Source organism: Arachnia propionica (assembly GCF_037055325.1).
Classification (GTDB): Bacteria; Actinomycetota; Actinomycetes; order Propionibacteriales; family Propionibacteriaceae; genus Arachnia.
The window spans coordinates 1,538,216-1,558,593 of record NZ_CP146373.1; the positions used below are offsets into that span (position 1 = coordinate 1,538,216).

Here is a 20,378-nt window from a genome sequence, read left to right on the forward strand (position 1 = left end):
CAATCCTGTCGACGGGTCCTATGTGCTCAGAGGGGTCTCTATTCCGGGACTCCCCAGGCGCTTTGCTTGCCTTGAACCCGACTTCAGGCGTTGAGTTCCTTTGGCCGGGGTACCTTCAGCAGGCCAAGGAGAGCGTTCTCCAGGACCTCGGTCAGCGCAGGATGGATCCAGTACTGGCCACGAGCCAGTTCCTGCACCGTCTGGCCGAAGCTCATGGCCTGGATCATCGGTTGAATCAGGGTGGCTGCCTGGGGACCGATGATGTGGGCGCCGAGGAGATGCCAGGTGCGCGGGTCGGCCAGCAGTTTCACGAAATGCCCCTCGTCCTCCAGCGCCCAGCCGAACGCGACATCCGCATAGCGCTGCGTGAACCCCACATAAGGAGCACCCCATTCCTGGAGCTGTTCCTCTGTGGCGCCGACGGCGGCGATCTGGGGTTCGGTGAACACGGCGTGAGGAACGTAGCGGTGATCGGTGACCGCCAGTTCGCCTCCATCGATGAGGAGGTTCGCGGCAACGGTGCGGGCCTCCGCGTTTGCGACGTGCTTGAGCAGCCAGTCCGAGGACACGTCGCCGAGCGCCCAGATATGCGGCTGGCTGGTGCGCTGGTGTTTGTCGACGCGGATCTGTCCCCCCGATCCCACCTTGACCCCGGCGGCGGCCAGGTTGAGGGAATCGGAGTTGCGAATGCGACCCGTGGCCACCAGCACCGCGTCGGCCAGATACTCGTATTCGACGCCGTTGCGGTCGGTGGTGATGACCAGCACCTCCCCGTCGGGACCGGTGGCGACCTCGGCGATGCTCTGGTTGAGGATCAGGTTGACCAGCGCGGCATGCTCCTGTTTGAACTCCTCGGAGATCTCCCGGTCCTCACCGCGCAGCAGCACCTCGGAGCGGTTGATCTGGGTCACCTGCGACCCGAACCCCGCGAAGATCTGGGCGAACTCACAGGCCACGAACCCACCGCCGAGCACGACGAGCCGGCGAGGCAACTCGTCCATGCGCATCACGTCGTCGGAGGTGTGGAACCGCGACCGCAGCTCCTCCGGGATCTCCACCGGCAGCGGTCGGGGTCGCGACCCCGTGGCGATGACGATCTGGTCGGCGCTGATCTGCACGTCGCCGACCAGGAGGGTGTGGGCGTCGACGAAGCTGGCGTGCCCCTCAAAGAGGGTCACCCCTTCTCCTGTACGACGCCACTCGCGTCCGGCCTGTGAGATCGGATCGATGCGCCCGAAGACGCGGTCACGGATGGCAGGCCAGTCGACACCCTTGAACTCCAGGTCCACCCCGAGCCGGGCGGCATGCCCGGGCATCCGGGCCCCCTCGGAGGCCACCACGAACATCTTGGTGGGAATGCAACCCCGGTTCAGACAGGTGCCACCGAAGACCGGGCCTTCCTCGATCAGGGCGACGTCCAGGTGGGAGAAACGCTCATCGATGATGGAGTTGCCCGAACCGGATCCGATCACGGCAATGTCGAAATGCTGCATGCACCCATTTTGTCATGCGTCACCGGCCCCGCCCGCCATGAAACTGAGTGGACCCGCAGGTGAGCATCCTCCTGTCACCAAGCCGGGTGAGCCGATTCGTGAGGAACGAGCGACCCGAGTCGGACCCACTCCACTCCCGAAAACCAGACCCGGCCTCAAGACCCCAGGCACCCACACCATGGTTTCGACACGACCGGTTTGCTGACGCTCATGATGTCTATGTCAACCCGCTTCGAGAGAAAATCCGAGGGCCGAGCCTGACGATCTCGTCCCCTTCCACGCGACGCCAGAGTTGCCCAACCCGAGTACCTGCACCTGAGAATCGATGTTTGAACGCCTACACTTTCCCCATGACAGGTTGGGCAGTTGTGACGGGGGCCTCGGGCGGACTCGGGGCAGGTTTTGCGCGAGAACTCGCGCGGCAGGGGGCGAACCTGATCCTGGTGGCCCGCAGCGCAGACAAAATGGATGCGATCGCGACCGAGATACGCGCGACGCAGCACGTCCAGGTGGAGACCTGGCCCTGCGACCTCACCAACCGCGGCGCCCGGGCCGTGCTGGCCGCCGACCTGGCCTCCCGTGAGATCCACACCCTGATCAACAACGCGGGTTTCGGATCTATCGGCGACTTCACCGACCTGCCACCGGAGCGCATTGCCGCCGAGGTGGAGCTGAACGTGGTGGCCCTGACCGAACTGACCCGCCTCGCGCTGCCGGGCATGAAGCAGCGGGGGCGTGGGGCGGTCATCAACATCGCGAGCACCGGAGCCTTCCAACCAATCCCCGGGTTCTCCACCTATGCCGCGACGAAGGCCTACGTGTTGCGCCTGTCGATCGGGTTGTGGTCGGAACTGCACGACAGCGGCGTGCGGGTGTTGGCCGTGTGCCCCGGCCCCACAGAAACAGGTTTCTTCACCGCCGCCGGCAACGACCAGGTGATGCGACAGCGCCGCAGCGTCGAGCAGGTGGTGAACAGCGCGTTCCGGGCGTTGCGTCGTCACCGCCCCTACGTCGTCGACGGAGTGGGCAACACAATTCTGGCGGAGGCTACCCGTTTGATGCCCACCCGTTGGACGTCCAAGGTGGCTGGTTGGGTCGCTTCTCGTTGAGGCTCGCGTGAAGCGTCACTCGACAGTGATGCTGCGACTCTCCAGCGACGTCTGCACGACCCCCATGTCATCGGTCCAGCTGGTTTCCACACGCACCAGGTAGCTTCCCTCTCCCAGAGTCAGCGACACCGACCACTGACGCCAGCCGTCGCTCCCCGTTGTCACTTCGGTCTGAGCGTACTGCGAGGCCAGCAGAGTGTCGTTGGAGTCGGTGACGAGCACCCGCGGCTGACCCGCTACTGGTTGCACCACGCCGGAAAAAGTGACGGACCCGGCAGCCAGTCGTGCCCCGTTACCGGGAGTGTCAATCCACAACGTCGCCAGCGATGCCGCCCCCGGCAGCTGATGATCGCCCGCGAACGCAGCCGGTGGCGCCGCTCCGTTCGCCGTGAACCGAACCTTCAGATCCGAGGCATCGAGGACCTCGTAGACCGCTTGAACGACCTGACCGATGGCCTGCTGCGTCAGTTCCTGGTCGGTGCCGTCGGGGAAGGCGTCGGCAGACAGGTTCACGGTCACCACTGATCCCTCGCGACTGACGCCGATGACCCTCCCAGGATTCCAGGCGGACCTGTAGTCCGGATCGAGAGGGGCCACTGCCAGAATCGCGTTCACGACCGTCGAGACCATGTCCCCCGAGGCCGCCAGATTGCGGAATTCCCGGTGCAGCTTCCCGTCCTGGCGACCGATGTAGTACACCGGCACCGCCTGCACCTGCGCCGGCAGTACCCGAGCCTGTGGTGCAACGGACTGCGGTGACTCGACCAGCGTCGGAACTGGTGCCGACTGGTGAGCACGCCCGAGCACCCAGGTCACGGAGAACACCAGCATCAGAACCAACAGCACCACAAGTACGGCCAGCAGCAGCGGAACCCCAGGGGCCCGCGCTCCCTTGAGGGAACGCAGTTCTGCTTCCAGGGTCTCAGTTCCTGGGGACTGGACCAGCCGTGCGGCGGAGCGCAACGCGGCTGTCAGTTCCTGCGACAGCGATTCGATCACCCCGGGTAGGCTCACCGGTTCCGGTTCACCGACGGCCCTGCGCAGCGCATCGAGGGCTTCCTCGAGTCGCTGGTTGCAGCCCCGCACCGTCATCCGCATGATCCCGGCCAGCTCCGGTCCGAAAACGGAGAGGTAGTGAGAGACCAGCAGGATCTCTCCCAGCCGGATGGGCAGGGCGAGGATGGCGCGACGAATCTCCTCCTGGCGTGAATCGGCGATCTTCAGCAGCTCCAGCGTTCCGCTCGGTCCCCGCACGGAACGCGCCTGATGCACCACCTGTTCCGCCAAATATTCCACCCGGGCCGATGGGTCGACGATCCGGTTGGAGCGTTTCGCCAACCCCAGCAGCGAGGTGCGCAGGATGTGACCCGACTCAGATTCGGCGCCGAGCATCACGGCCAGCCGGTGCATCGTCGGCCCCTGCTCGTCAAACAGGTCGATCAACCACGTGGAGGTATCGGACAAAGGACGTCACTTCCCCCCGCGCCCGGCGGGACGTTTGGTGTGGGAATCCCTCACGTCGACTCCTTCCGGGTGTTGGGGAAACAAGCCACCATTCCACCATTGTGCACTCCCACCCCCCGGAGCTGGCAAGGGGCCTTGTGCTGTTGCACGCTTCAGGTCCCGACCCGGAACCTGCGCCCCCGTCTGGAAGGAAGCAGATCCTGCGCAGGCTCCGCGTAGTCGATGGCGGTGACGAAACCATTGCGGAACGTGAAAGAGGTCACGGACACCAGGGTGCAGCGGCGACGACGGGGGTCGTGAACCAGCGTTTTGCCCTCGGCATCACGGCGGGCCATTTCGATGGGAAGCTGATGGCTCACAACCAACGCCTGTCCTCCAGGCCCGGCTGCCGCCGCGGCGTCCTTCATCGCGGCTCGCATCCGCGCCACGATCTCCCGGTACGGCTCACCCCAGCTTGGGCGGAGCGGATTCAGCACGTGCCGAATCATGCGCACATCCCACAGAGCTTTGTTGTTGGCGCCGAAAACCTTGCCCTCGAAGGCGTTGGCTGCTTCGATGACGCGCTCGTCGATGACCACGTCGAGTTGTGGGAACAGATCGGCGGTGGGCGCGAGGGTTTCTCTGGCTCGCTGCAAAGGCGAGCAGCGCAGGTGCGTCAGCGGAGCGCCCTTCCAGTACCCGGCGAGCCGTGCCGCCATGTCGTGGCCGAGTTCCGAGAGTCCGAAACCGGGCAGCCTCCCATACAGCACCCCTTCGGGGTTGTGTACTTGCCCGTGCCGCATCAGGTGAACCACCGTCGGCTGCTGCATCACGACCTCCGGGCGGAGTCCTTGCGACGCCGACGTCGCCGCTGGGAAGGTTTTGTGTCCGGCAGTCCCTGCGCCAACCGGTTGGCACGACGTTCATCCGCGAACCGCGCCAGGCCAATGGCCACCGACTCGAAGCTTGGGGAATCCGCCACCACATCCACCCTGAGGCCATGCATCTCGCAGGTCGATGCGGTGGCCTGTCCGATGGCCGCGATGATGGAGGTCGCATGGGGTTTGCCCGCGATACCGATCATGTTGCGCACCGACGACGACGAGGTGAACACCACCGCGTCGAACAACCCGGTCTTGATGCGTTCTCTGATCTCGGCGGGCGGCGGGGCGGCGCGCACCGTCCGATAGGCGGTGACCTCCTCGACCTCCCAGCCGAGATTCGTCAACCCCTGCACCAGATCCGCCACCGACACGTCAGCGGTCGGCACGAGCACCCGCGCCATGGGGTCGATCAGGTCGTCGTAGGCGGGGAACTCCAACGCCAAGTCGTGGGCGGTATCACCCTCCGACGGCCTCAGGTCCGGGGTGAGTCCGACGCGACCAAGGGCCTCCACCGTGCCGCGACCGACCGCAGCCAGCTGGATGCCGGAGAGGGCACGCGAATCCAGGCCGTACTCCGCGAGTCTCTCCACGATGGCTCGTACCGCATGCTGCGAGGTGAACACCACCCACAGGAACCGCCCGTCGACGATGCCACGAACCGCCTTCTCCATGGCCTGTTCCGTGCGAGGCGGTTCGATGGACATCGTCGCCACCACCTCGGTGGAAGCCCCGAAGCGGGACAGGTGGTCCGTCAGCTCCGTGACCTCGTCCTTGGTGCGCGGCACGAGAACACTCCAGTCGAACAGCGGTTTGGATTCGAACCAATCGACGCGAGCGCGCGCGACGTCTCCGATGCCGGGACCGAAGAGCAGGAACCGGGGTCCACCGCAGGGTTCGGATCCGAGATCACCCCACGTGGTCAGGCGGGTTTTCTGGGATGTGCCACCGAGCCCGGTCAACTCCAGCACCTTGGCGTCTTTCCCGTAGATAGCTCGGGCCTCGTCGACCACTCGGGAAATCGACTCGTCGGTTGCACGGATCACCACGGTGCCACGCTTGGGCCAGCCATCCTTGTCGGGAAGCTCGATGGAAGTGTCGCAGAAACCCATCACCGAGGTGGGAGCGACGGCGCCGTAGGTCAGGGCCGCGTTCCAAGTCGTGATCCCGGGAATCAGGTGGGTGCGGATGCGTTTGCCCTCGAGGAGCCTCCGCAGAACGTCCACGTGCCCAGCCTCGGTGAAGAAGTCCCCCTCCACGAGCCTCACGACGGAGCGTCCATCGGTCACAGCCGCGACCAGCTGGGCCACCTCGTCGGCCTCGACCCGGACAACTTCACCCAAGGGTTCGATACCGACCGAGGCGAGTTCCCCCACCATGGTCGGGGAATCGACCACGAGAAGATCAGCCCCTGTCACTTCGCGGCTGCCCGCCCATGTGATGAGCCCGGGGTCCCCGGGGCCGAAACCGACAAACGTGACCGTGCCCATGGGCGTCTTGGTCGGTTCCGTCTCCTCGGTGTGGATCACGCACTGACTCCTGCAGGGTTGGCCCGCACCGCCTCGGGCGGGCGGGGATCAGCTCACTTGCCGGCGCGGCGGCGCTGAATGCGTGTACGCTTCAGCAACTTGCGGTGCTTCTTCTTGGCCATGCGCTTGCGGCGCTTCTTGATGACAGAGCCCACTGTTCGCCTTTCAGTAACCGCCCCGGAAGCGGGGTACAGGGAAAAGCCGGGACGGTCCCGGCAGGTTCCTTATCGTAACGTGCGACGCCACCGGGACGCCAACCGTTGGTCACACCCGGCGGAACGTGAACCATGGACAAGGAAATGATGGGATTGAACTGGCGTGTCTCGGTTTCCCCAGCGGTCCTGCACTCATGGTGGCGCGTGTCTCAGGCATCGGAACGGTTCAGATTCCTGACCGTGTTGTTTGCCTGCAACCGTGTCGCGGAGCGCTGGTTGGGACTGGCTTCTTTCTCGCTCAGAGTTCCGAGCTACGGCGGGCGCAGGCCTCGATGGCAGCCAGGAAAGCAGCCCGGATGGCCCTCTCATCAAGCACTCGGAGGGCGGCGGCTGTGGTGCCAGCCGGGGATGTGACTCGTTCTCGCAGCTCGGTGGCCGAGGCGTCCACCCCCTCCAGCATGGCCGCGGCACCAGCAAATGTACCGTTCACGAGTTTCGTCGCGACGTCTCGCCCGAGGCCCTGGTGAACCCCGGCTTCGATCATCGCCTCCGCGATCAGGAACAGGTAGGCCGGACCGGAACCGGAGATCGCGGTGAGTGCGTCGAACTGGCTCTCCGGCAGCTCCACACAGGTCCCGACGGCCTCCATCATCCCGACCACCCTGGCGGTCTGCTCCGGGGTGACGGTGGGCCCGGTTGCGAGACCCGCGACCCCTTTGCCGACCAGCGCGGGTGTGTTGGGCATGACCCGGATCACCGGCTGCCCCTCGGGCAGCACCTCGACCAACCGCGCCAGGGTCACGCCAGCGGCCACGGAGACGATCACGGCGTTCGGCCCCAGGTGGGGTGCGACGTCGGTGAGGGCGGTAGCGACGTGGTGGGGCTTGACGGCCACCACGACCACCTCGGCCACGCTCACCCCGGACACCTCGACGGAGCGCACCCCGCGACGTTCCCGCAGCTTCGCCAGGCGATCGGTGTCCTGGTCGACGGCGACGATCTCATCGGGTGAGGTGCCCGCGGCGATCCACCCCGCCATGAGCGCCTCCCCCATGGCTCCTGCCCCGATGACGGCGATCATCGGATCAGCAGCTCTGCGACCTGGATGGCGTTGAGCGCAGCTCCCTTGCGGAGGTTGTCGTTGCTGACGAACAGCACCAGACCGGTCCCGTCCTCGACGCTCTGGTCTCGCCGGATGCGACCTACGTAGCTGGGATCTTTGCCCGCGGCCTCCAGAGGGGTGGGGATCTCGGACAGCTCGACACCGGGGGCGTCGGTCAGCAGGGAGCGGGCCTCATCGGGGGCGATGGGGCGGGAGAACCTGGCGTGGATGCTGAGGGAGTGTCCCGTGAAGACGGGTACACGCACGCAGGTGCCCGCCACCAACAGCCCGGGAATGTGAAGGATCTTGCGGGACTCGTTGCGCAGCTTCTTCTCCTCGTCGGTCTCGCCCTCACCGTCGTCAACAAAGGAACCCGCCTGGGGCAGGGCGTTGAAGGCGATGGGTTTGACATAGGGCCCAAGATCGGTGGGCGCGAGAATGGAGCCGTCGTGGGCCAGCTCTTTCGGGTCGTCGATCTGCCGGATCTGCTCCGCGAGGGCGCGCACCCCGGAGATCCCGGAGCCCGAGACGGCTTGGAAGGTGGTGATCTGCATGGCCTTGAGGCCAGCCGCGTCGTGAAGAGGTTTCATCACGGGCATGGCGGCCATGGTGGTGCAGTTGGGGTTGGCGATGATGCCCAGCTCCGCCTTGTCGACGTCCTCCGGGTTGACCTGGGAGACGATCAACGGGACACGCGGATCCATGCGCCAGGCCGAGGAGTTGTCGATGACGGTGGCGCCGGCTCGGGCGACCTCCGGGGCCCACTGCTTCGAGGTACCGCCACCGGCGGAAAACAGGGCCACGTCGATGCCGCGGAAATCCGCTGTGGCGATGTCCTCCACCACAACCTCACGATCGCCCCAGGGCAGGACCCTGCCCGCGGAACGTTCGGAGGCGAAGTAGCGGATCTCGTCGACGGGATAGTTCCGCTCCGCCAGCAGGGTGCGCATCACGCCGCCGACCTGACCGGTGGCTCCAAAAACTCCAACTCGCATGGTCCAATCCTAGAAGAACAACCGGTACCGGTCGCGCGGAGCACCCCTGTCGGATAGATCCCTCACAGCCAGGGAATGTGGGGTTTGAGGAGGGCGTAGCCGACGAAGGCGAAGATGTCGAGGAGGGAGTGCACCACCACCAGCGGCATCACCCGCTTGGTCCGGAGGTAGAGCCAGCCGAACAGCACACCCATGACGACGTTCCCGACGAACCCCCCGAAGCCCTGATAGAGGTGGTACGCGCCACGGATCAGGGCGCTGCCGACGAGCACCACAACGATTCCTCCCCCGGACTGGCGCCAGCGGGTGAACAGGTAGCCCACCATCACCACCTCCTCCAGGACGGCGTTCTTGACGGCGAGCAGCAGCAGCATCGGCACGGTCCACCAGGCAGCTGTCAGGTTCGCCGGTGAGACGGAGGTGTTGTATCCCAGCTCCCGAGAGACGTAGTACAGCACCAGACCACCGATCCCGATACCGACGAACACCGCCGATCCGACACCGAGGTCAAAGCCGGGCCGCCGCAGATCGAAACCCATGGAACGCAGCGGGCCGCCGTGGGGTCGCTGATACACCCACAGCAGGTACAGCACCAGCGCCACCGGCACCAGCGGGAACACCAGGTTCGCCACCTGGTAGGCCAGGTCCAGCCACGGACGATCCGGGGTCTTCGACGTGTTGATGGAGGTGGTCTGCCGGTTGAGCGCCACTTCCTGGGTGAGCTTGTTGATCAGCGACAGCAGCGCGTAGACCGCCGACTGCCCCAGCGAGATCCCCAGCACCACCAGCATCTCGACGCGCAGCCGCCACCGCACGTCCGGCCCCGGATTCATCACCGGCTCAGTCTAGAGGTGCACCGGGCAGGCGGGGCCGCGACGACGAAGCCGATCGAATCACACGGGGCTCATCCGGCGACCAGCGGGGCGGGTCAGAATCGCGCTATCGGGGCCGGTACCCCACCAGCGAGGAGCCCTCGATGGCAATGACGAGGTCTTCTCGCACGATCGGCGTGACAGTACGTCGACCCGCCGCATGGTTGATGAGCGGGATCTCCTTTCCGCTCGGAATATCGACGAGGTCCACCGTCCCCGAAGTGCCTGACCCACCGAATCGCATGAACAGGGTCCGACCATCGGAACTCAGCGACCACTCATGCTGGAACCTCGCCCTATCCCTTACATCCCAACTCATCTTGTGCGTGAGGTCCAGTGGGGATGGATTGCCGTTGAAAGAGCACTCTTGCCTACTCGGACAGTCGATCACGACCCGCGCCCAGCTGACGTCACCGGTCTCGTAGGCCGCCCGGAACTGGTCAATGGTCGGTTTTCCCGTCTCGGCCACCACCAACGCGGCGTTGGAGCCGGTCAGCGGAAAGGAGGTCCGTTCACCGGTCAGGAAAACGGCGGAGGCCTCGGTGCCCTCCGGCGCGACATGAATCCACCCGTCAGCCGCCTCGATGTACTGGCCCTTCTGGTTGGATGCCGCCGCAGGCCATTCCGCCAACAGCGACCCATCCTCCAGAGACACAGTCACAATCGACTTTTCCTTGGCCGCAAGGTCGTTTTTCAGTTCCGCCAGCACCGCTCCCTTGTCCGTGGTCCCCGCAAGCCCCTGATCGGTCAGCGCTGAGAGCTTCCCGTCGTACTCCTGCGTCCAGCGTTGTGCGGGTGCGCCACCATTCCAGTCCCAGCCCGAGCAGACATCGGGTCGTGAACTGTACGAAGGCTCCGTGCAGATCAGCGCGAAATCATCGGAAAGGACTTGAGGGGTTTTCCAAGAACCCCAAGGACCGTCGCTCAATGCGCCGGTCGTGGGATCGAGGAGCTGACTCCCCAGCACCAGCTTCCCGCCCCACCACACATTGTCGTCGATGGTGCTGGGCCTGCGAAAATGTTCTTCCTCCATGGACCAGAGGCGCTGGGGACCATCCTCGGTGATCCGGTAGCCGGTCAGACGCGTCTTCTTCCCAGCCTCCCAGTTGGAGATCACGACCAAACAGTCGCCATGTGCATAGGCGTCCCAGAAATTGGGCTTGATCTGGTCCGGTTCACTTCCCCATTTTCCTTCACCCGTCTCAAAGCTCCACGCCTGCTGCCACTGGGTCGAGCCGGTCGAGGGGGTCACTACGTCGGAGGTGGCGGAGCAACCGCTGGCAGCTTCCTCACCCGTTCCCGGCGGTTGGGATAGCGCCAGCACCATTCCGATAAAGACAGCCCCAACCCCGAGTGCCGCGAAGAAAAACGGCCAGGAGAACCGGGGCCGGCCACCACCGCCACCCCCAGCGTTTCCAGAACCTATGCGCGCTGGCGGCTCCGGGCTGCGGCACGACGCCGATGTCTGTGACGGCGCCTCGAATTCCGGCATGTCTCGAGGGGAAGGAGAGGAGGTCACCGAATCAGTATCCCTTGGCCAGGGATCAGCGTTTGTCGAGAAGGGCGCGGGCGTAGCTGAACAGGATGCGCGGACGGGCGGCCATGCGGGTGGCGAGATAGCCGTACCAGCCGGGACCGAATGGGATGTAGGTGCGGCACCGCAGGCCGATGTCCGCGAGACGCCGTTGTTCCAGGGGGCGCACCCCGTGGAACATCTGGTACTCGAAGCTTCCGGGTTCGCGTCCGTTGCGTCTGGCCAGCTCCTGGGCCAACTCGATGATGCGCGGATCATGGGTGGCGAGCATCGGATAGGCCTGGGACTCCATGAGGATCCGCAGGCAACGCACCAAGGCCAGCGCCTTGTCCTGCTCGGTGCTGTGAGCGAGCGCGTGCCCCACCGGGTAGGAACCGACACACAACCGCACCCTGGCTCCCTCTGCCCCGAGTCTTCTGCACTCCGTCTCCACCCTCAGGAGGTTCGCGGGGAGGGTGATACCAAGCATCGGGTGGTTCTCACGGACCGTCCGGTACAGATCCATCACATCGTCGTAGTCGGCGGGCCACTGCATCTCCAGGGTCACGTGCGCGCCGTGCCCCTCGGCCATCACGCACAGCTCCGCCAAGGCCTTCCTGGCCTGCACGAGCGATCTCTTCATCCCCAGGGCCGAGGGTTTCACCGCCACCTCGGAGCCACTCGAGATGCCCTGCAGTTGTTCCAGGAGCTCGTCAATCACCGCATGGGTGTCTTCCCCGGGGTCATGGCCCGACAAATAGGAAAACCCCAGCCGCAGGCCCTGCCTGCACAGTTTCGACCCGACTTTCACGGCATCGCGGACCTCTCGTCCCGCCACGTAATTGCTGGCTAATTCCCAGACCCCAGGGTCCCGGGCCGCGCGACGCGCCACCCATGAGCCGAGGACGAGCCACCGGATCCAATCTCCCGAACGTCGCATCTCAGCTCCTCCTCGTCGCTTCCCCCACCCCAGCCTTCAGGTTCGCCCGGGTGGTTTCCAGCATCGACCTCAGCATGTCAGCCCGTTCTCCTCCCGTTCTGGCCCGCCGAGTGGAGACCTCCAGCACGATGTGTCCCTCGAAACCACGACGCCCCAGCTCACGCACCACCGCCCAGGCTTCCTGGTCTCCCTCTCCTGGGAGCAGGTGGTCGTCCTTGAACGATCCCCTCCCGTCGGTCAGGTGCACATGGGCCAGCCGGTCACCCCACTGCTCCACCAGGTCGAGGGACCGCAACTGAGCGGTCGAGGCATGGCTGAGGTCGAGGGTGAGGTGGTCGTAGTCGAGGTTCGTCGGGTCCCAGTCGGGCAGATAAGCGGTAAACGAGCCTGCAGGGGTGCGCCACGGGTACATGTTTTCCACCGCAAAGGTCACTCCCGAGGTGCGGTTCAGCTCCCGGATGCCCTGGACGAATCCCTCGCCGTAGCCACGCTGCCAACGGAAAGGAGGATGCACCACGACGATGTCGGCGCCGATACGTTTGGCCGCCTCGGCGGAGCGCCTCAGTTTCTCCCACGGATCGCTGCTCCAGGCCCGCTGAGTGATCAATAGGGTCGGCGCATGCAGGGACTTTACTGGCATCTTGTAACGATCACTGATTTCCGCGATGGCCTCTATGTCCAAACTGATCTGGTCCACCCCGACCATCAACTCCACCCCGTCGAATCCCGCCTCCGCTGCAAAATCAAAAGCACTGGACGTGGAATCGGGATAGACCGATGTGGTTGAAAGCAATATCAATGGCTCGGGCACGGCCACAACCCTAGCGCCGTCCACCGACCACACGGTACGCACAGGACAAAGCTCGGGACATCTCCCCCGCGCTTTCGTCCATGACGCCACGTCCTTCGAACTCCTGCCGGGGCGTGAGACCGTCACGACATCCTGCACCGCCCGATTGGGACATGCCACATTGCAAAAGGCAGAATGAGAGCATGCGCATCGATCACATCATCTTTGCCAGCGGACCACAGGGCATCAAAGCTGATGTCGCCTGCTTGGCCGAACAGCTGGGTGCTGATTTCAAAGAAGGTGGTTTCCATCCCCGGTTCGGAACCCGGAATTGCATCATTCCCCTCGCGAATTCCCGCTATCTGGAGGTTGTGGAGGTCCTCGATCATCCCGCGGCCGAGAAGGCACCGTTTGGGCAGGCGGTGCGGGCACGTTCCGAGATGGGCGGCGGCTGGCTGGGGTGGGCCGTGAGTGTTGACGACATCGCACCCTTTGAGGAACGCCTGGAACGCGCCGCAGCGCTCGGCGCCCGCCAGTTCCCTGACGGTCGTATTCTCGAGTGGCGCCAGCTCGGGGTCAGGGGGTTGATGGCCGATCCTCAGCTTCCGTTCTTCCTGCAATGGATTTCGAATGCGCAATTGCGCCCGACCGCGCTGGGTTCCACGCTGCGCCTGACCGAGATCCAGATCTCCGGTTCCGCGGACCGTCTGTCCGAGTGGCTCGGGGTCCCCGTGAATGACTCGCTCGACGGAGTTCACCTGGATCTGATCGCCCCCAACGGGCATCCGGGAATCACCCAGGTGACCTTCGAATCACCGTTGAGGGGCACCGTGGTCATCTGACCGCAACTGGGGGACGGCATCGACGGCAACACCGCAGCAATCCACGGAAGCGGTCGCACCGGCAAGACAGTGAGCGACCTCCTCGGTCTCGCGGGACGGCTCGGCTGCTCCGGAATCTCCGATCCGGTTGTGTCGGTGGCCCTCCGTAGACTCCCCGGCATGGCGAAACAGGACTCCTTCCAGTGCACAGAGTGCGGCTGGACCACGGCCCGCTGGGTGGGACGTTGCGGCGAGTGCCAAGCATGGGGCAGCGTCACAGAGCGGGGTACCCCGAAGTTGACGAAGGTCACCGCAGCGGCCCCGTCGCGCTCGGCGCAGCGCATCTCACAGGTCCCCACCGACGATGCCCGCCGCAAACGCACCGGCATCGAGGAATTGGACCGCGTGCTGGGCGACGGCCTGGTGCCGGGTGCGGTCGTGCTGCTGGCGGGCGAACCGGGGGTGGGTAAATCCACCCTTCTGATCGACGTGGCCGCCAAATGGGCGGGCACGGGGGAAACCACTCTCTACATCTCCGGCGAGGAATCGGCCTCACAGGTGAAGCTGCGCGCCTCCCGCACCGGGGCCGTCCACGACGATCTCTTCCTGGCCAGCGAGAACGACCTCGCCACCGTGCTGGGGCACGTCGAGGAGGTCTCGCCGTCGCTGCTGATCGTGGACTCGGTGCAGACCATCTCCGCCACCGGGGCTGACGGTACCCCGGGCGGGCCCGCGCAGGTGCGGGAGGTGACGGCCGCCTTGGCGCGGGTGGCGAAGAACCGCAACATGGCTGTACTGATCGTCGGCCATGTCACCAAGGACGGTTCCATCGCCGGGCCACGCACCATGGAACACCTCGTGGATGTGGTGCTCAGCTTCGAGGGCGACCGCCACTCAGGGTTCCGCATGGTGCGGGCCACCAAGAACCGGTTCGGCCCCGCAGACGAGGTGGGGTGTTTCGAGATGAGCGAAACCGGCATCGTCGAAGTGCCGGACCCGTCGGGCCTGTTCACCACCGTCCGCTCCACCCCCGTGCCGGGCACCTGTGTGACGGTGACCCTCCAGGGGCGCCGACCGCTGCTGGCGGAGGTGCAGGCGCTGGTGGCCCCCACCCCGGGGAACTCCCCGAAACGCGCCACCCACGGCCTCGACTCATCCCGCATCGCCATCGTCCTGGCCGTGCTGGAACGCAAGGCCCGGTTGCCACTCAGCCAGTCGGACGTCTACACCTCCACCGTGGGCGGAGCCAAGGTGACGGATCCGTCGGTGGACCTGGCAGTGGCGGTAGCGGTGGCCTCCGCCGCGTTGGACCGGCAGCACCCGCAACGTCTCCTGGCGCTCGGGGAAGTGGGTCTGGCTGGCGACCTGCGTCGCGTCCCCGGCACCGAACGCCGCCTGGCGGAGGCCGCCCGGCTCGGTTTCGAACTGGCACTGGTACCCCGTGGGTCACGAGACGTCACCGTGAAGGTGCCCCGTCTGGCGGGTTTGAAGGTGGTGGAGGTGGACACCCTTGCCGACGCTTTGGGCATCCTGGACCTGCGCCGCCCCGCCAGCACTCCCCCTCACACCGACAAAACAACCTCGTCCGAAGCCCCGTGACGCTGGCTGAGCCGGCGTATGAGCGAAGCGAATGGTCGAGTCGAAACCATCTGGCGACCAAGAAGCAGGCCCGGCCACAAAACCCCGGACACAGTCGCCATGGCGTCGACACGACCCGCTGGCTGGCGCTCACAGGCCGACCCAGCCGGCTTTGACGTCAGTTCTCCTCGATGATTTTTCGCAGGGCCGCGACGTGATTTCGGTATGCCCTGCGACCTGCGGAGGTCAGCCCCACCCAGGTGCGAGGCCGACCAAAGGGCTGGGGCTTGCGTTCCACCGCAACATAACCAGCGTCGATCAGCACCTTGAGCTGTTTGCTCAGCAGCGACTTCGACACCCCGAGCCCCTGCTCCAGGGTGGCGAACTCCACCTCCCGGGCCGCCGAGAGGGCCGCACAGATCCGCAGCCGGTTCGGGGAGTGAATGGTCTCGTTGAAGCCGATCACCAGATGTCATACTCCTCGAACCGTCCCTCGGCGAGACGTCGGTTGCGCCAGCGCTCGTCGAGCAGAAGAGCGACGAAATACACCACAGAAGCGATCATGCCGTAGCCGACCGCGATCCAGAACCAGTCAACCGATACATCATCCAGCAGGGCACGCAGCAGGAAGGGGAAAGGTCCCGCCAGCGGGAGCGGGAAGGCATGAATCCACGGTGATACGAGATGTTGACCGCGAGAGGTCCCCCATCGGTGGAGCAGCACGACTACGGTTGTCATCATCGCGATCCCGATGATGACAACCACCCAGGCATTGACGATGATTCCACCGCAGAAGACCCCGGCGCATGCAGCCTCCAGCGCGAACGGCCACCACGGCAGGGCAGCGGCATGTACGGTCGCCGCACGGGCCTCGTCGGCGAGCTCGAGGAGATGAGCCGCCGACTCGCGATCCGGCACGTTGGTTTCCATGTATTCAACCATACCGAGCCGGGAACGACAGTGAAGGAGCGGGTTTCGCTGGGTTTGTACACTTGCTCCGGTATCGACGGTTCGGGAGGGACATGAAGCGGGATCGGCTACGCCAGTACCAGCGACGCCTCGCGCCCGGCACCCCGCTGCGCGCCGGGTTGGACCGCATCCTGCATGGCCGCACGGGCGCGCTGGTCGTGCTGGGGAACAACCCGAAGGTGCAGCAGGTTTCCACCGGTGGTTTCCAGCTCAATGTCGAGTTCACCCCCCAGGCCCTGCGGGAGTTGGCGAAACTCGACGGAGCCATCGTCTTGTCCAACGATCTCACCCGCATCATCGCAGCGGGCGTTCACCTCGTCCCTGCCGGCGATCTGCCGACCGCCGAGACCGGCACCCGGCACCGTTCTGCTGACCGCACCGCGCAGGCCTCCGGAATTCCCGTGGTCACGGTGTCGGCGTCGATGTCCACGATCTCGCTGTTCATGGACGGGGACCGGCACGTGGTGGAGACCTCCGGGCAGATGATCAGCCGCGCCAATCAGACCTTGGCGACCCTCGCCCGTTTCGTCGACCGCTTGGGTGACGTCCTCCACCAGTTCAACGCTCTCGAGGTCGGTGAACAGGTCACCATTCGTGACCTGGTGCTCGTCGCCCAGCGTTTTGAGATGACCAGGCGCCTGTCCGCTGAGACCCAGTTCCACATCGACACCCTCGGGGTCGAGGGCCGTCTCATCGCCCTGCAGCACGCAGAACTGGTGGGCGAGTTCACCGGTCTCGACGAGCAGTTGAGAACCGACTACGCCCACAACCTCCCCGACCCGTCCCAGTTCACACTGGAACTGCTGCACAACTTCTCCGCGGACGAGCTGCTGAGTTCCCAGCTGGTCGCGGAGCGCATCGGCTTCGGCGAGTCTCCCTACCTGGAGACCCCGATCCACACCCGTGGCGCGCGTCTGCTGATCTCCGTGGGCCGCTTGTCGGAGGGCATGACGACGAAGCTCATCGATCGTTTCTCACTGCAGGAGCTGTTCAGCGTCTCCGTCTCGGAACTCCAGCAGCTCGAGGGGATCGGGGCGGCACGGGCCCGTCTGATCCGCGACGCCCTGCTGCGCATCACCGAGGCCGCCTACGCTCGCCCCCAGACCCCCGTCTGAGAGATTCTGCCGGACAAGGCCGTTCCAGTCGCTGCCCTGCTCAACCAGCTTCGGGACGGATTGGCTTCACCACAACCGGCTCCATCAGCCTGGCACGACACACGGGCCCCGACCATGGGTCGGGGCCCGTGTGTCACTCAGTCACTCATTCGAGGGGCCGGTCTCCGCGGGGAGAACCGGCGGGGTCTTGGAGATTCCCGTGAACTTGAACGGCAGTTCCGCTCCCTCCTCGGCAACGTCCACCTGGACGATCTGCCCGGCGGCCAGATCCCCGAACAGAATCTTCTCGGCGAGCACGTCCTCGATGTCGCGCTGCAGGGCGCGACGCAGGGGACGGGCCCCGAGCACCGGGTCGAAACCGCGCTTGGCCACGAGGGTCTTTGCGGCTGGGGTCAGCTCGATTCCCATGTCCCGGTCCGCCAGGCGGGTTTCGATCTGCGCCACCATCAGGTCCACGATCCGTTCGATATCGGACTGCGTGAGCTGGTGGAACACGACGATCTCGTCGACGCGGTTCAGGAACTCGGGGCGGAAGTGCTGCTTCAGCTCGTCGGAAACCTTCGCCTTCATCTTTTCGTAGCTGGAGGCCTCGTCCCCGGCCCGCGAGAAGCCGAGGTTGACGCCCTTGCTGATGTCGCGGGAACCGAGGTTGGTGGTCATCACGATGACGGTGTTCTTGAAGTCCACCACGCGGCCCTGCGCGTCCGTGAGACGACCCTCATCGAGGATCTGCAACAGCGAGTTGAAGATGTCGGGGTGGGCCTTCTCGATCTCGTCGAACAGCACCACCGAGAACGGCTTACGACGCACCTTCTCGGTGAGCTGGCCGCCCTCCTCGTAGCCTACGTAGCCGGGCGGGGATCCGAACATCCTGGACGCGGTGTGCTTCTCGGAGTATTCGCTCATGTCGAGGGTGATGAGAGCATCCTCGTCGCCGAACAAGAACTCCGTGAGTGCCTTGGTGAGTTCGGTCTTCCCGACACCCGAGGGACCGGCGAAGATGAAGGAACCAGAGGGTCGTTTCGGGTCCTTCAGACCGGCACGGGTGCGGCGGATCGAGCGGGCGAGGGCTTTGACGGCGTCCTCCTGCCCGATGTAGCGCTTCCCGAGTTCCTGCTCCATGCGCAGCAGGCGCGCCGACTCTTCCTCCGTCAGCTTGAACACCGGGATACCGGTGCTGCTGGACAGCACGACCGCGATCTCCTCTTCGCCCACCACGGCGGGGATATCGGAATCGCCCTGTTTCCAGGCTTCCTCCTTCTCCGCGCGCTGTGCTTGGATGCGGGTGACGTCGTCACGCAACCGGGCCGCGGTCTCGAAGTCCTGCGCATCGATGGCGGCGTCTTTCTCCATCTTCAGCTTCGCGATCTGCTCGTCGAACTCGCGCAGGTCCGGAGGCGCGGTCATTCGCTGGATGCGCAGCCGCGCACCGGCCTCGTCGATCAGGTCGATGGCCTTGTCCGGCAGGAACCGGTCCTGGATGTAACGGTCCGCCATCGTCGCTGCGGCCGTGAGGGCCTCGTCGGTGATGGTGATGCGGTGGTGGGCCTCGTAGCGATCACGCAGGCCCTTCAGGATGTCGATGGTCAATGCAACAGAGGGCTCGGCCACCTGGATCGGCTGGAACCGACGCTCCAGGGCGGCGTCTTTCTCGATGTGTTTGCGGTACTCGTCGAGGGTGGTCGCACCGACGGTCTGGAGCTCGCCACGGGCCAGCATGGGTTTGAGGATGCTGGCGGCATCGATGGCTCCCTCCGCGGCGCCGGCACCGACGAGGGTGTGGATCTCGTCGATGAACAGCATGATGTCGCCGCGGGTCTTGATCTCCTTGAGCACCTTCTTCAGGCGTTCCTCAAAGTCACCGCGGTACCGGGAGCCGGCCACCAGCGCGCCCAGATCGAGCGTGTAGATCTGCTTGTCGCGCAGGGTCTCGGGGACATCACCGCGAACGATGGCCTGGCTGAGGCCCTCGACGACAGCGGTCTTGCCGACACCCGGTTCGCCGATCAGCACCGGGTTGTTCTTGGTGCGGCGGCTGAGCACGGTCATGACGCGCTCGATCTCGCTAACACGACCGATCACCGGGTCGAGCCGGTTCTCGCGTGCCGCTTGGGTGAGGTTGCGACCGAACTGGTCGAGCACCTGCGAACTGGACTTCTCCGGCCCGGCCTCGGGGGCGCCCGCCATAGACGCCTCCTTGCCCTGATAACCGGCCAGCAGCTGGATGACGGTGGAACGCACCCGCCCAAGGTCGGCCCCGAGCTTCAGGAGCACCTGGGCGGCCACTCCCTCGCCTTCCCGCACCAGTCCGAGCAGGATGTGCTCGGTGCCGATGTAGTTGTGGTTCATCTGCAGGGCCTCGCGCAGCGAGAGTTCCAGCACGCGCTTGGCACGCGGCGAGAAGGGGATGTGCCCGGACGGCACCTGCTGCCCCTGGCCCATGATCTCAACCACCTGCTCGCGTGCGGCCTGTAGGGAGATTCCCATTTGTTCCAGCGCCTTGGCGGCCACACCCTCGCCCTCGTGAATCAGGCCGAGAAGCAGGTGCTCTGTGCCGATGTAGTTGTGATTTAACAGCTTGGCCTCATCCTGCGCCAGCACGATGACACGACGGGCGCGATCAGTGAAGCGTTCGAACATTCTCTATCTCCTCCTGCGGTGCACGACGACGTTGCGTCGACTCCGCTCATACCAGCTTAGAGGCTTACACAAGCATCGTGCTGGATCATGCTTAGAAACGCCTTCCACAGGGCGCATGACCGAGGTGACCGTGTCGGAAGCACTGGAGCGGATATGGCGTGATGGCGCGATCTCCTCGGGTTTCGTTCGGTCTGTTCACACCGTTGCGATGGCTCAGCGCCGCGAGACATGCACACAGACGCAAGACTCTGACCGGATTCTCGCCTGAAGGGCCCTCACCCGGTGAGGGAATGACTCGACACGGTAAGCCTCACCATGGTCACTTGCACAAGGAGGTGCACTCTTCCATCTCCCCGAGGAGATCAATTCCTCTGATCAGATCACGGGAGCCGTCGAGAGAAGCAGCGTGTTTCCTCCGCTTGCGGGAGAAGCA

18 protein-coding genes are annotated in these 20,378 nt (G+C 65.1%); 4 read left to right on the forward strand and 14 right to left on the reverse strand.

Annotated elements, in window-relative coordinates; genetic code table 11:
* Positions 1-83: 83 nt before the first annotated feature.
* On the reverse strand, positions 84-1,493 hold the full coding sequence (locus V7R84_RS07145) for a mycothione reductase (protein ID WP_338573524.1): 1,410 nt from the start codon (positions 1,491-1,493) through the stop codon (positions 84-86).
* Between the two features lie 350 nt (positions 1,494-1,843).
* On the opposite strand from V7R84_RS07145, the gene V7R84_RS07150 reads away from it, so the two are divergent.
* Positions 1,844-2,602, forward strand: a complete 759-nt coding sequence (locus V7R84_RS07150; protein WP_338573526.1) for an SDR family oxidoreductase — start codon at positions 1,844-1,846, stop codon at positions 2,600-2,602.
* Between the two features lie 15 nt (positions 2,603-2,617).
* Here V7R84_RS07150 and V7R84_RS07155 read toward each other — a convergent pair whose 3' ends face one another.
* From V7R84_RS07155 to V7R84_RS07200, 10 genes are all read right to left on the reverse strand, one after another.
* Positions 2,618-4,066, reverse strand: a complete 1,449-nt coding sequence (locus tag V7R84_RS07155; RefSeq protein ID WP_338573528.1) for a GerMN domain-containing protein — start codon at positions 4,064-4,066, stop codon at positions 2,618-2,620.
* Between the two features lie 152 nt (positions 4,067-4,218).
* Entirely contained in the window at positions 4,219-4,875 is a 657-nt protein-coding gene (locus tag V7R84_RS07160) for a histidine phosphatase family protein (protein ID WP_338573531.1), read from the reverse strand.
* Positions 4,875-6,455, reverse strand: coding sequence for a bifunctional uroporphyrinogen-III C-methyltransferase/uroporphyrinogen-III synthase (locus V7R84_RS07165; RefSeq protein WP_338573532.1), 1,581 nt, complete (start codon positions 6,453-6,455; stop codon positions 4,875-4,877). Before V7R84_RS07165 ends, V7R84_RS07160 begins: the two co-directional genes overlap by 1 nt.
* Positions 6,456-6,508: 53 nt before the next feature.
* A complete protein-coding gene (locus V7R84_RS07170; RefSeq protein ID WP_042842924.1) occupies positions 6,509-6,610 on the reverse strand; it encodes a 30S ribosomal protein bS22 in 102 nt (33 codons plus the stop codon).
* 298 nt (positions 6,611-6,908) lie between these two features.
* The gene (gene proC / locus V7R84_RS07175) at positions 6,909-7,691 is read right to left on the reverse strand and encodes a pyrroline-5-carboxylate reductase (RefSeq protein ID WP_338573535.1); all 783 of its coding nucleotides are present in this window, start codon (positions 7,689-7,691) and stop codon (positions 6,909-6,911) included.
* A complete protein-coding gene (locus V7R84_RS07180) occupies positions 7,688-8,707 on the reverse strand; it encodes an aspartate-semialdehyde dehydrogenase (RefSeq protein ID WP_338573538.1) in 1,020 nt (339 codons plus the stop codon). Before V7R84_RS07180 ends, proC begins: the two co-directional genes overlap by 4 nt.
* Before the next feature lie 62 nt (positions 8,708-8,769).
* Positions 8,770-9,540, reverse strand: coding sequence for a CPBP family intramembrane glutamic endopeptidase (locus tag V7R84_RS07185; protein ID WP_338573852.1), 771 nt, complete (start codon positions 9,538-9,540; stop codon positions 8,770-8,772).
* Positions 9,541-9,646: 106 nt separating this feature from the next.
* The gene (locus tag V7R84_RS07190) at positions 9,647-11,071 is read right to left on the reverse strand and encodes a hypothetical protein (RefSeq protein WP_338573541.1); all 1,425 of its coding nucleotides are present in this window, start codon (positions 11,069-11,071) and stop codon (positions 9,647-9,649) included.
* Between the two features lie 52 nt (positions 11,072-11,123).
* Entirely contained in the window at positions 11,124-12,032 is a 909-nt protein-coding gene (locus tag V7R84_RS07195) for a proline dehydrogenase family protein (protein WP_338573542.1), read from the reverse strand.
* A gap of 1 nt (position 12,033) precedes the next feature.
* On the reverse strand, positions 12,034-12,843 hold the full coding sequence (locus tag V7R84_RS07200; protein ID WP_338573543.1) for a sugar phosphate isomerase/epimerase family protein: 810 nt from the start codon (positions 12,841-12,843) through the stop codon (positions 12,034-12,036).
* A gap of 182 nt (positions 12,844-13,025) precedes the next feature.
* On the opposite strand from V7R84_RS07200, the gene V7R84_RS07205 reads away from it, so the two are divergent.
* Positions 13,026-13,664 (forward strand): VOC family protein, encoded by a 639-nt coding sequence (locus V7R84_RS07205; protein ID WP_338573545.1) that lies wholly within the window; start codon positions 13,026-13,028, stop codon positions 13,662-13,664.
* A 159-nt stretch (positions 13,665-13,823) separates the two neighbouring features.
* On the forward strand, positions 13,824-15,242 hold the full coding sequence (radA, locus tag V7R84_RS07210) for a DNA repair protein RadA (protein WP_338573548.1): 1,419 nt from the start codon (positions 13,824-13,826) through the stop codon (positions 15,240-15,242).
* A gap of 157 nt (positions 15,243-15,399) precedes the next feature.
* On the opposite strand, the gene V7R84_RS07215 is transcribed toward radA, so the two are convergent.
* Entirely contained in the window at positions 15,400-15,687 is a 288-nt protein-coding gene (locus V7R84_RS07215) for a transcriptional regulator (RefSeq protein WP_338573551.1), read from the reverse strand.
* Positions 15,684-16,151: a hypothetical protein gene (locus tag V7R84_RS07220; protein WP_338573553.1), complete on the reverse strand. Its 468-nt coding sequence runs from the start codon at positions 16,149-16,151 to the stop codon at positions 15,684-15,686. The genes V7R84_RS07215 and V7R84_RS07220 overlap by 4 nt, the downstream gene beginning before the upstream one ends.
* Before the next feature lie 92 nt (positions 16,152-16,243).
* Here V7R84_RS07220 and disA point away from each other — a divergent pair, with 92 nt between their 5' ends.
* Positions 16,244-17,305, forward strand: a complete 1,062-nt coding sequence (gene disA, locus V7R84_RS07225; RefSeq protein WP_338573556.1) for a DNA integrity scanning diadenylate cyclase DisA — start codon at positions 16,244-16,246, stop codon at positions 17,303-17,305.
* 141 nt (positions 17,306-17,446) lie between these two features.
* On the opposite strand, the gene V7R84_RS07230 is transcribed toward disA, so the two are convergent.
* A complete protein-coding gene (locus V7R84_RS07230) occupies positions 17,447-19,945 on the reverse strand; it encodes an ATP-dependent Clp protease ATP-binding subunit (RefSeq protein ID WP_338573558.1) in 2,499 nt (832 codons plus the stop codon).
* Positions 19,946-20,378: the final 433 nt, after the last annotated feature.